This is a genomic window from Poseidonibacter ostreae (assembly GCF_009208075.1).
Classification (GTDB): domain Bacteria; phylum Campylobacterota; class Campylobacteria; order Campylobacterales; family Arcobacteraceae; genus Poseidonibacter; species Poseidonibacter ostreae.
Genome location: NZ_WFKJ01000015.1, coordinates 15,612 through 27,988 on the forward strand (window position 1 = coordinate 15,612; position 12,377 = coordinate 27,988).

A 12,377-nucleotide genomic window follows, 5' to 3' on the forward strand; every position below is an offset into this window, starting at 1 on the left:
ATCCTTTTATTAATTTCCAATCATAATATCAGAAGACTTTATGATTGCATAAACTTCTTGGCCTATTTTAAGCTCTAACTCTTTTGCTGCTTCTGTTGTAATTACGGAAGTTATTACATCTGTATCATTTATTAAGATATTTACTTCACAGCTAACTTCACTAAAAGTTAGTTTGTTTATAAGGCCTTTTATTTTATTTCTTGCACTAAAACCTTTTACGTTATTTGTTGAAATCATTACATTATTTGATTTAAAAATCGCTAGTACTTCTTTATTTTTTTCAAGTACTAAGTTTTCTATAGAATTTTTTGAAATTGAAGAAACTAGTCTTTGATTGCTTTTTGTTTTTAATACAATATTTGCATTAACTTTATCAATATTAATAGCTTCTATTTTTGCTAGTATTTGATTTCTTGCACTAATTTGCATAGTAAACCTTTGTAAGGATTTTAAATTACCTGAATTAAAATCAGTTAGTGTTGTAAGTTTTTCTAGAAATTTTGTATGTTCTTTTTGTAAAATAGTGTAACTTTGAATTAAGTTCTTCCCATATTCAGTTATTGAAGCTCCACCACCACCAATGCCACCAGTTTCTCTTAAAACAACTGTATTATCGCAAAGGTTATTTATACTATTTATTGCATCCCATGCACTTTTATAGCTCATAGGTACGGCTTTTGCTGCTTTAGAAATTGAGCCATGTTCTAAAATTGCTTCTAACAATAGTATTCTTTTTTCTAGTAAAAATGGAGTTTTTGAGTTTAAAAGAGTTAACGATGAAGAAAATTCCATTTTTTAGTCCTTGTATACTTAAGTATATAACGATAAAATCTTAGCTATTGCTTACTTAAAATTTAGTAAATTAGTATTATTTTCAAATAATTTCAGACCTAATAAGATAGAAGATGTTAAAATACATAAAAAATAATTTTATATAAAAATATATTTAAAAGGTAAATAATGAAAAGTGTTCCAGCAATAGAGGAATGGCTAAATAAATTTTCAATTAATAACTATATTATAACAGATGATTTACAAGTAATGGTATTTGGAAATGTTAATTTAAATGGAAAGCTTGATGTAAAGAAATTACCTATAAGTTTTAAATCAGTTGATGGTTATTTTGATATAAGTAATAATTCATTAGAATCACTTGAGGGATGTCCTGAAAGTGTTTTAAAAGATTTTAACTGTGCGTTTAATTCACTAGAATCACTCTTTGGAGCACCTTATAAAGCAGGGGATTTTGATTGTTCAAATAATAGATTAACATCATTATCTTATTGTCCAAAAGAGGTTAATGGTTTTTTTGATTGTAGTGAAAATCAAATCATATCAATAAAAGGAGCTCCAAGAACAGTTAAGGGACACTTTAAATGTTCAGATAATAAAATAGGTTCATTAAAAGGTGGAGCTAAATATATTGATACATATTTTGATTGTTCAAATAACTTTTTATTAGATTTAGCAGGTGGTCCTATTACTGTAGGTCAAGATTACATTTGTAATGGAAATAAATTAACAGATTTAGAAAATATTGCAGATGAAATTGGGTGGGATTTAATTACTGATATTAGATTAAACCATGTAACAAGTTCACACGATGAAGAACATAATATTTGGAGATATAAAGGTAGTGAAGTCGTTGCTCATATTTATAAACCTTTAGTTGAATTATCAAATATTGATGATATTAATAGATGGCTTAAAAAACATGGTATTGAAGGTTTTCATATTTTAAAAGATAACTCTGTTAATGTAAATGGTGACGTTCGTTTAGCTGATAAATTATCAAATTTATTAAAACTTCCTTTGAAGTTTAATATTGTTGATGGAAACTTTGACATCAGTGATAATGAATTGATTTCATTGGAGGGATGTCCTACAAAAGTTACAGGAAATTTTCACTGTTTTAAAAATGAAATTTCATCACTTAAAGGATCTCCAAAAGAAGTTGGTGGAAGTTTTATTGTTTTAAAGAACAATATTTCATCTTTGAAATATTCTCCTTCAATTGTAAAAGAAGATTATGTATGTTCTCATAATCCTTTAAAAGATTTAGAAGGCTTAAAAACAGTTCATGGAGCTGTTTTTACTAGTGTTAAATTAAATAAAGTTAAGTGTCAAAAATACATTTATAAATCAGTAGCAACATATAAATATCCAGGTAGTGTAGTAATGGATTATTTAGATAAAGCTTATATTTCTCTAACTGATGAAGAAAAAAAATATGAAGCTACTAAGAATAATTTAAACAATGCAATCAGTAAAATGGTTAAAGATGGTTCTTTAACAAAAGAGAAAATTACTGATACTTTGATTCTAAATTTAACAAAATATAATCTAAATGAATTAAAAGAAAAAGTCTTAAAAATAAAGAACCCTCCTGTTGAAAAGAAAAATACTGAATTAACAGAAGAAGATATTCTTAGCCTAGCTTTTGATAGTGAGCTTTAACTTTAGACTAATTTTTTTTAGATATACTCGCGACATAATAATATAAAGAATACTAGATATGGAGAGTAATATAATATGGTTCAAACGGTAAACCTTAAAAAAGCTTTTGGCGCAAGAGTTTTATTTCAAGAGATAAATGTTAAGTTAGATGGTGGTAAAAGATATGGTCTTATAGGGGCTAATGGTGCAGGAAAAACTACATTCTTAAATATTTTATCTGGAAAAGATGATGCAACTGAGGGTGAAGTTCAAATACAAAATGGTAAAAAAGTTGGAACTTTAGGACAAAATCAATTTGCGTATGAAGAATACACAATTTTTGATACAGTACTTTTAGGAAATAAAAGACTTTATGATGCAATTAAAGAAAAAGAAAAATTATACCTAGAAGAGTATACTGATGAAGTTGGTGATAGATTAGGTGAATTAGAAATTATTTGTTGTGAAGAAGACCCAACTTATGAGTACGATGTAAAGATTACTAAAATTTTAGAAGATTTAGGGTTTCCAGCTGCACAACAAACTGACTTAATGTCATCAATTACAGGTGGAGATAAATTCAAAGTTTTACTAGCACAAGTTTTATACCCTAAACCTGATGTATTATTCTTAGATGAGCCTACGAATAACCTTGATATTGCAACAATTGGTTGGTTAGAAAATCAATTACAACATCATGATGGTACAATGGTAGTTATCTCGCATGATAGACACTTCTTAAATGCTGTTTGTACAAATATCTTAGATGTTGATTTTAAACAAATCAGAGAGTTCTCAGGGAACTATGATGATTGGTATATTGCTTCTATGTTAATTTCTAAGCAAAATGAAACAGATGTAAATAAAAAATTAAAAGAAAAAGAAGAATTAGAAAAGTTTATTACTAGATTCTCTGCAAATGCTTCTAAAGCAAAACAAGCAACTTCTAGACAAAAACAACTTGATAAGTTAAATGTTGGAGAAATTAAAGTTTCTTCAAGACGTGATCCATCTATTATCTTTAAACAGAAAAGAGAAGTTGGTAAAGAATTACTAAGTTTAAAAAATATTTCTAAATCATTTGATGGAGAAGTTGTATTAAATGATATTTCTCTTACAGTTGAAAAAGATGATAAGATTGCCTTAATAGGACCAAATGGTGCTGGTAAAACAACGATGTGTGAAATCATGGTTGAGAATATGAAACCAGATGAAGGTATTGTTCACTGGGGTGCAACTATTCAAAATGGTTACTTCCCTCAAAATGCAACTGATTTAATTTCTGGTGATGGTACTTTATATGATTGGTTAAGAGATTTTGACAGAAATGCTGATATTGCAGAGATTAGAAACTGTCTTGGTAGAATGTTATTTAATGGAACTGAGCAAGAAAAATCTGTTAAGTCATGTTCTGGTGGTGAAAAACATAGAATGTTCTTATCAAAAATCATGTTAGAGCAACCAAACTTTATGATTTTAGATGAGCCTACAAATCACCTTGACTTAGAAGCTATTATTGCACTTGGTGAAGGATTACTTGCATATCCTGGTTCTGTTATTTGTGTTTCACATGATAGGGAATTACTAGATGTTTATGCAAATAGAATTATTGAAATTCAACCTGATGGATCTATTATTGATTTTAAAGGTACTTATGAAGAGTATATTGAGCAAAAAGCATAATATACTTTTGTATTAAACATAAAAAAAGGGGATGAGTTAACTCATCCCCTTTTTTTTAGTAATTTAATTTGTTAAATTACTATTTTCCACCTCTTGCAGACATTCTAGATTCTCTTCTTCTAATAGCATCTTCATATCTTCTTTTATCATCTTCTGTTACAAGATTTAACTTTGGAACAGGAGTTGGTTTTCCTACTTCATCTACTGCAATCATTGTAAAGTAACATACATTTGTATTTTTAATTGTATGATCTTTAATATCTTCCGAAATTACTTTAATACCAATTTCCATTGATGTTCTTCCTGTATAGTTTACAGATGCATGGAAAGTAACTAATGAACCAATTTTAATAGGATTCTCAAATAATACCATATCAACAGATAACGTAACTGCATACATTCCAGTATATCTAGCTGCACAAGCATATGCAACATGGTCAAGCATTTTTAATATCTCTCCACCATGAACATTTTTCCCTGAAAAGTTAGCTTTATCAGGTGTCATTAGCATAGTCATAGTTAATGATTTTTCTCTTTTTATTTCTTCACTCATTTACGTAGCCTTATTCTATATATATTTAAATTTTGACTCATTATAAAATAAAAACATAGTATAAGCATAGCAATTGTATAAATTATGCATATAGTTTAATGAACTATATAAAAAAGTAACACATTTTATTTGATAAAGTAACTGAATTATTATTCATAAAAATAAAAATTTAATTTATTAATTCATTCATTTCTATTTCTGTTAAAGTTTTTACCTTCAAATCAACTGCTTTATCATATTTACTTCCAGCATCTTCACCATATATTAAATAATCAGTTTTTTTAGAAACTGAAGAGCTAACTTTTGCTCCAAGAGCTTCTAGTTGTTTTTTTATAATTCCACGACTAACACTCATAGTTCCTGTTAATACAACTGTAGTATCTTTGAAATTATTCTCTTGAATTTCTACTTTTGTTTCTATTTCTGGTTTTATTATATCTAGTAGTTTTAATACTAAGTCATTATTTACTCTCATAAACTCAGTAAAAGAGTTAGCCATTTGCTCCCCAATACCATCAAGAGCAACTAACGAATCGTAATCAATACTAATTACATTTAATCCAAACTCTAAGCATATTTGCTTTGAAGCTACTTCTCCAATATGCTCAATTCCTAAGGCATTTATAACTCTATGAAGTGTTGTGCCTTTTGTCTTTTCAATTGAGTTTAAAAGATTAGATATTTTCTTCTCTTTAAATCCTTCTAAATCCTGAAGTTTTTCATATGTTAAAGAGTATAAATCTAAGATATCATAAATCTTTTTCTCACTAACTAATTGCTCAACTATTTTTATTCCTAAACCATCGATATTCATACAGTTTTTAGATGCAAAATATATAATAGAGTTTGCTACAATACTTGGACAATCAAGGTTTTGACATTTAATCAATGTTCCTTCATCTAAAAGTTCACTTTGACATTGTGGACACTCTTTAGGTCTTTGAATCTCTTCTTGTGTTCCATCTCTTCTGTCTGTAAATACTTTTGTGATTTTTGGAATAATATCTCCACTTTTTATAATAATTACTTCATCATTTATTCGTAAATCAAGTCTTGCAATTTCATCATAATTGTGTAAGCTAGCTCGCTCAACTGTAGAACCATCAATAAGTGTAGGTTCTACAACTGCAACAGGAGTTATAACTCCTGTTCGTCCAACTTGCTGAATAATATCTTTTATTCTTGTAGTTTTTTCAACTGCTGGAAATTTATATGCACATGAATATCTAGGAAACTTAACTGTATGACCTAACTCTTCTTGTGTTTCTAAGTCATCAATTTTTATAACCATTCCATCAAGCATCATTTCTATATCATTTCTAGCAGCAATTATTTCATGGTAAAGTTTTTCGATTCCCTCAACTGTTTTTGTATGAGTTGTCATTGGAGGATGAGCAAATCCTAATGAGTAGATATATTCCATCATATCACTATTTCTAGTAAACTCTAAAGAATTCTCACCAATTCCCCAAACATTAAAAAATAGCTTTCTTTTTGCAGTAATACTTGGATCTAACTGTCTTAAACTTCCTGCAGCTGCATTTCTTGGGTTAGCAAATAAAGCTTCATTATTTTTTAATCTATCTTGATTTATTTTTTCAAAATCCGCTTTTTTAATTACAATTTCACCTCTAATTTCTAAAAGTGATTTCTCTTTTATTTCTAAAGGAATAGAGTGAATTGTTTTTACATTATTTGTAATATCTTCACCAGTAGTTCCATCACCTCTTGTAATTGCTTGTTTTAATAATCCGTTCTCATATATAAGGTTTAAAGATGCTCCATCAAACTTTGGTTCACAGTAAAACTCTAAATTTGTATTTACTTTTTTAGCTCTATTAATCCAGTCTTCAAGTTCTTTTGTATTAAACACATCTTCTTGTGACCACATTCTACTTAAATGGTTTGCTTTATTAAAACCATCGAGTATAAAACCACCAACTCTTTTATTTGGTGAGTTTGGATGTGAAAGAGCAGGGTTGTCTTGCTCGTAAGCTAAACACTCTCTACTTAATAGGTCATACTCTTCATCACTTGCTTGTGGATTATCTTCTACATAATATGCATGTGCCCATTTTATTAGTTTTTCTATTTTTTCTTTATATTCGTTGTTTGTCATGCTTTTTACTCTTAATTTTATATTTTTTGTAAGATATCAACTCTAAATGGTTTCATAAAAGAAGTCTCTTTACCATTGTTATAGCTGTTAAATTTATTTTTTATTTTTTCTTCTAATTGAGGTGTTATATTATTATCATTATAAGATAAGTTCATTTGTTTAGTTTTAAAATCTTCAAAATCTTTATAGGTAACTTCTGTTTGAAAGAATATTTCTCTAAAAAGTTTAAACTCTTCAGTTTCTACTGCTTCTTTGATATGAGTAAAGGCATCAATACGTACTTGTTCTTCATCATGAAACATTGCAATAAGTTCATTTTGTTCACCTTTAAATAAAGGTTCAGAAATATAAACTAAAGCATTTGGTTTTAAAACTCTTTTAATCTCTTTTAGTGCTTTTTTCATTAAATCATATGGAATATGATGAAAAGATTTAAACATAAAAATCATATCAACACTTTCATCATCAAGTTTAATATCTTGAGCACCATTTAGTTTAAACTCAATATTTGGAATATTTAACGATAAATTCTTTTCATGTTGTGTTTTATCTACTTCACAAGCTATTACTTTTCTATTTGTACCATTTTGGGCAATCATTTTTGTCATAGATGCATTTCCACAACCTAACTCTAAAATTGTTTTATTATCTAAGTTTAGTGTTTCTACTAAATACATCTCATCTAAAGTTTGTGTAATATTATCTTCAATTAATTTCATTGTTTTCCATTTTTTGTATTTATAAAAAGTGATTATACTAAAATGATTTAATATAGTAAATTAATCCTCAACTGTAAGTGTTAACTCATACAACCATTGTCTTAACTCATCCATATCTTGAAAAACTTTAAAAGCTTTATCAACAATTTCTTCACTGTAAAAAGTATCATCAAGTTCATATGTTTGAAAGCCAAAAATTGCATTATACTTTGAAAGATAAGAGTATTCATCCTCTTGCTTAAAACCTTGTGGCAATCTTTTGTATTTTGGTTCTGGTGTCTGATAGCCTTTTTGTTTTATATCTTGTAAGATATTGTGTAAATTCATGGCATTTGTTTTATTTTGGATATATTTTCTATATGCTTTTAATAAAGGTGGCTTAAAAGTTCTAATTCCAGTAGCTATATAATACATTTGTGTATTAAAGAAGAAATAATAACTAGCACTTTGCATTCTATGAGCCTGACCCTGCCAAAAGATTATTCCAATTTTATCTTTCATAGGAGTTTTGTCTTTTGAGAATCTTGTATCTCTATATATTTTAAATAAAGAACCAGATACTTTAGGTTTTGCTTTTATTGTAGGAACTAAAATCTCTAAAGTCTCTCCCATTTCCTCTACAAAAGCTACATTTGGTTTTAATATATTCTCTTCCCAAATATGTCTATTGTTTTCAAACCAAACCTTTGTATTATTTAGTTCTAATTGTTTTAAAAACTCTACACCTTCTTTTTTAAATCCATTAAAAGTCATAATTTTCCATTTTTATTATTTTTTCAAATTATATCAAAAACAATTAGATATAATTCTTTTAATAAACAATGGAGAATATATGAGCTACTTAGATATATGTATAATTGGTTGGAATTTAAATGCTTTGATGTTCGTAATAAACTTCTTTCTAGCAATTAGAACAATCTCAACACAAGATAGAGATACACTACAAAAAGAGAGTATGGTATTAAAAGAGTTAAAAGAAGAGCTTGATAACTACTATCCTTACAGAACTTACTCTACAATAATGACATATTTAGTTCCTTTTGCAGGATTCTTTAGAATGTCTTTTAGATTAATAGAAATGGTTTTTTTCTTTCAAAAAAATGAAAATACAAAAATGTTCGATTTCATGGTATATAAATATACTATGGAAATAAATAAGGTTAAAAACAATGGGTAGTTTAAGTGATATAGTAATTAACGCTTTGTATCAATTGTGGCACTTACTTCCAATTGTTATTGCGATTGTCTTATTTAAAAAATATATTGATAATAAAGATAAAAAAAACAGAAAAAATAAAAATGAAGAAAATGAGAAGAATGGTTTAACTTTAGAAGTTCGTGCTATAAAAAAGTATGAAGATATTTCTTATACAATAGTTAAAAGTGAATCAATTTTAGTTTGTACTAAAGAAGATAAAACAATTTTAATTCAATGTAATAACTCAATTGAAGCAAAATCTATTACAGATGATGATATAAAATCATTTTATACTACAGCAATTAAGTATGTAAAAGAAAATCAATTAGAGATTAAAAATGTAGAGTTTAGGTATGCAATAGCTTATAAAGATGCTTTAAATAAGTCAGCTATTGAAATACTACTAGATGAGTTTTATAATTGTAAGTACGTTGTTTTATAACTTTTTAAGATTTATTATCCATTTCCTTTATAATAAATCTTAAATCTTTAATTGTTTTATCTTTTTTAGTAATATCATCTAATAAGGTTAAAATCTTTTTATGAGTAGCATCAATTTCTTTTTTTACTTCTTTTGTATCTTCTTTTTGTTTATCTATTTCCACTTTATATTTATGTGCGGTATCTATATGTACTTTAACTTCATTTCTTTTTGTTATAAGCATTGATTCATATTTACTTTCTAGCTTAATTTTTTCTTTTTCTAAGAGTTTTATTTGCTTCTCTTTACTATATACTTTAATTTGTAATTTATCAAAAGATTCATCAGATTTCTCTTCAATAAACTTCTCATAGTCTTGAATTTTTTGTTTTAAGTTAATAATCTCTTTTTTAAATTCATACTCTTTTTTATTTGCTTCTTTAATATTTAGTAAAACTTTTTTATGAAAGTCTCTTTTTTCTAGATTCTCTTTGGTATTTAAAAAAGCGATAGTTATATACTCTTCTTTTGATAAATCTTTTATTTTAAAAATTGTATTGTTTAAATAAAATACTTCCTTGTCCTTTGATACAAACTTTGTATTTCCATGCCATAATTCATTGCTTTTAATTTTTGTCCAAGTATCTTCAATATATTTTTTAGGAATATCAGGATGAATAATTTGATCAAAATTTAAATTTGATATTTCATTATCATTATATTTTGAAATTAACTTCATACTTTCGTTCATATAAGTGATGCTTCCATCTGCTGTCATTTTAAATATTAAAGATACTTTATTAACAGCTTCAATATAGTGTTTTATTTCATTTTGTTTTAATTTTAATTTATTTTTTATATGTCTTTTTTCACACAAAATATCAATTTTTTCTAAAAGTTTTGTCAAGTTAATAGGTTTTAAAAGAAATGAACTAACATTTAAATCAATTGCTTTCATCAATACTTCTGAATCAATTTGTGCTGTAGTAATTATAAAAGGTATAGATAAACTTGACATTCTAACTAGTTTTAATAAATCTATTCCATCTAAATTGGGCATATTAATATCAGAGATTATAATATCAATATTTTTATTATTTTTAAAGATTTCAAAACCTATCTTACCATCTTCTGCTTCAATAATATTTTTAAAATATTTTGAAAGTGTTTTAACTATCAGCTCTCTATCTTTTTTATTATCTTCAACTAATAATATTGTTATTTCATCTAATTGTGAATTCAAAAAAAACCTTTATTATTTTTTAATCATTTTTTATATATTATCAATTATAATTAAAAAAGGCTTAATAGTGGTAAACCTTAAAGTATTGATTTTAGAAGATAATTTAGAACTTCTAAATAAATTAACAAAAATTTTAAAAAGAGAAGTAAAAGAAGTTTATAGTTTTAGTGATTCTCTAATAGCTTATAAAGAAATTCCTGAGATAATGCCTGATGTTATAGTCTCAGATATTCAAATGAAAGATATGACAGGCTTACAGATGTATAAAAAGCTAAGAGAAGATGGTATTAAAATACCAATTATTATAGCTTCTTCTTTTAATGAAAGTAAATATTTTATAGAAGCTGTAAAGTTAAGAGTTAAACACTTTTTAGTAAAACCAATAAATACTGATGAACTTATAAATGAATTAAAAAAGATTGAATATAAATCGAGATTAAAAGCTCAATTAAAAAAAAATGAAGAACTTCTTATTGTACAATCAAGAATGGCTGAAATGGGTGAAATGATTCAAAATATTGCACATCAGTGGAAACAGCCTTTAAATACAATATCTTTATGCTCTACAGCAATGGAATTAGATAAAAAATATGATCAAGATTTTATTAATGATATAAATAGATCTATTAGATATATGAATGATACAATTAATGATTTTCATAATTATTTTGAACCAAATAAAATAAAAAAATGCTTTTATTTTAAAGATACATTATTAAAAGTTGAAAAACTAGTTTCCTCTCAAATCAATAATATAAATATAATTATTACAGAAAATGACAATATAAATTTATGTAGCTATGAAAATGAATTAATACAAGTTTTAATCAATCTTTATAAAAACTCAATAGATGAACTATCAAAAATTGAGGGAGAAAAATATATTTTCATAGATATAGAGAAAAAAGAAGGAAATATATCATTTTCAATAAAAGATAATGCTGGGGGTATTAAAATTGATTCTAAAAATATCAATATTATTTTTAATCAATACTTTAGTACAAAAGGAACTACAGGTACAGGAATAGGACTATATATGTCAAAACTAATTGTAGAGAATAATTTAGATGGAATTATTACAGTTGAGAATGTGGAATATGAATATAATAGTTCTAAGTATGAAGGTGCTTGTTTTAATATTCAAATTAAAAATAGTGAAGAGTAATAAATATTTTGTTTGAACAATTTAAAGGTTTTTACAATACTCCCTCTTTATTTGACAATAGTTTTTATGATTTAGAGTTATTTGATATTGAAGATATTGATATTGAAAAATTTGACATAAGTAATATTGAAATTCTACAACAGCTTCCTTTAGGAAAGAGGGTAGAGTACTTTTTTGAAGCAATAATCGAGAATTCCTCTAGATATGAAAAAGTTATAAAAAACAAACAAATTATTCATAATAAAGAGACTTTAGGTGAAATAGATTTTATTCTTTTTGATAAGAAAAAAGATAAATATATCCATGTAGAAATGCAATACAAGTTTTATGTCTATGATGATAGCTTTGAAAATGAAATAGATAGATATGTAGGTCCTAATAGAAGTGATACTCTACTTTTAAAACTAGAGAAACTTAAAAATAAACAATTCCCCTTACTTTTTAATAAAGACACTAAAGCATATTTAGAAGGTGTTGATTTAGATAATATTGAGCAAAAGATACTTTTTAAAGGAAATGTTTTTTTACCAAGACATTTAAAACAAAAAGATTTTGATTTGATTAACAATGACTGTATTCATGGCTATTACTTAAGTTTTAAAGAGTTTTGTGAAGATGACTCTTTTAAAAAGATGCAATTTTTTGTTCCTCATCGTTTTGATTGGTTAAGTAATCCTAAATCAAATAAAATCTGGGAAAGTTATGAAAAGGCTAAAGAGGATTTAGATTTTTTTATAAAAATAACAGCTTCACCTCTTGTCTGGTCTAGGAAAATAGAAGAGGGTGAAGTTATTATTGAAAGATTTTTTGTAACTTGGTGGTAATAAAGCTTAAGTTCTA

At 26.1% G+C, this 12,377-nt stretch carries 12 protein-coding genes; 6 read left to right on the top strand and 6 right to left on the bottom strand.

Features of this window, described 5'->3' with window-relative positions; all coding sequences use genetic code 11:
* Window positions 1-9: 9 nt before the first annotated feature.
* Window positions 10-792, bottom strand: coding sequence for a TOBE domain-containing protein (locus GBG18_RS06420; protein WP_152189476.1), 783 nt, complete (start codon window positions 790-792; stop codon window positions 10-12).
* Window positions 793-960: 168 nt separating this feature from the next.
* Here GBG18_RS06420 and GBG18_RS06425 point away from each other — a divergent pair, with 168 nt between their 5' ends.
* Window positions 961-2,457 carry a hypothetical protein gene (locus GBG18_RS06425; RefSeq protein WP_152189478.1) on the top strand — a complete coding sequence of 499 codons (1,497 nt, stop codon included), beginning with the start codon at window positions 961-963 and terminating at the stop codon, window positions 2,455-2,457.
* Window positions 2,458-2,532: 75 nt separating this feature from the next.
* Window positions 2,533-4,119 carry an ABC-F family ATP-binding cassette domain-containing protein gene (locus GBG18_RS06430; protein WP_152189480.1) on the top strand — a complete coding sequence of 529 codons (1,587 nt, stop codon included), beginning with the start codon at window positions 2,533-2,535 and terminating at the stop codon, window positions 4,117-4,119.
* Between the two features lie 79 nt (window positions 4,120-4,198).
* Here GBG18_RS06430 and GBG18_RS06435 read toward each other — a convergent pair whose 3' ends face one another.
* The 4 genes from GBG18_RS06435 to GBG18_RS06450 all read right to left on the bottom strand — a co-directional run bounded on the left by GBG18_RS06435 (window position 4,199) and on the right by GBG18_RS06450 (window position 8,263).
* Entirely contained in the window at window positions 4,199-4,672 is a 474-nt protein-coding gene (locus tag GBG18_RS06435) for an acyl-CoA thioesterase (RefSeq protein WP_152189482.1), read from the bottom strand.
* A 169-nt stretch (window positions 4,673-4,841) separates the two neighbouring features.
* Window positions 4,842-6,791: an NAD-dependent DNA ligase LigA gene (gene ligA / locus GBG18_RS06440; RefSeq protein WP_152189484.1), complete on the bottom strand. Its 1,950-nt coding sequence runs from the start codon at window positions 6,789-6,791 to the stop codon at window positions 4,842-4,844.
* Between the two features lie 17 nt (window positions 6,792-6,808).
* On the bottom strand, window positions 6,809-7,564 hold the full coding sequence (locus GBG18_RS06445; RefSeq protein ID WP_308418456.1) for a class I SAM-dependent methyltransferase: 756 nt from the start codon (window positions 7,562-7,564) through the stop codon (window positions 6,809-6,811).
* Between the two features lie 6 nt (window positions 7,565-7,570).
* On the bottom strand, window positions 7,571-8,263 hold the full coding sequence (locus GBG18_RS06450; protein WP_152189488.1) for a TIGR02453 family protein: 693 nt from the start codon (window positions 8,261-8,263) through the stop codon (window positions 7,571-7,573).
* A gap of 79 nt (window positions 8,264-8,342) precedes the next feature.
* On the opposite strand from GBG18_RS06450, the gene GBG18_RS06455 reads away from it, so the two are divergent.
* Together GBG18_RS06455 and GBG18_RS06460 are read left to right on the top strand one after the other, a co-directional pair.
* A complete protein-coding gene (locus GBG18_RS06455; protein ID WP_152189490.1) occupies window positions 8,343-8,687 on the top strand; it encodes a hypothetical protein in 345 nt (114 codons plus the stop codon).
* A complete protein-coding gene (locus tag GBG18_RS06460; RefSeq protein WP_152189491.1) occupies window positions 8,680-9,150 on the top strand; it encodes a hypothetical protein in 471 nt (156 codons plus the stop codon). Before GBG18_RS06455 ends, GBG18_RS06460 begins: the two co-directional genes overlap by 8 nt.
* A 4-nt stretch (window positions 9,151-9,154) precedes the next feature.
* Here the strand turns inward: GBG18_RS06460 and GBG18_RS06465 are convergent, their stop codons facing one another.
* Window positions 9,155-10,372 carry a response regulator gene (locus tag GBG18_RS06465; RefSeq protein ID WP_152189493.1) on the bottom strand — a complete coding sequence of 406 codons (1,218 nt, stop codon included), beginning with the start codon at window positions 10,370-10,372 and terminating at the stop codon, window positions 9,155-9,157.
* Between the two features lie 67 nt (window positions 10,373-10,439).
* On the opposite strand from GBG18_RS06465, the gene GBG18_RS06470 reads away from it, so the two are divergent.
* Together GBG18_RS06470 and GBG18_RS06475 are read left to right on the top strand one after the other, a co-directional pair.
* Complete coding sequence (locus tag GBG18_RS06470) at window positions 10,440-11,537, top strand: response regulator (protein ID WP_193311086.1); 1,098 nt, start codon at window positions 10,440-10,442, stop codon at window positions 11,535-11,537.
* A gap of 8 nt (window positions 11,538-11,545) precedes the next feature.
* Window positions 11,546-12,361 (top strand): DUF1853 family protein, encoded by an 816-nt coding sequence (locus tag GBG18_RS06475; protein WP_193311087.1) that lies wholly within the window; start codon window positions 11,546-11,548, stop codon window positions 12,359-12,361.
* Window positions 12,362-12,377: the final 16 nt, after the last annotated feature.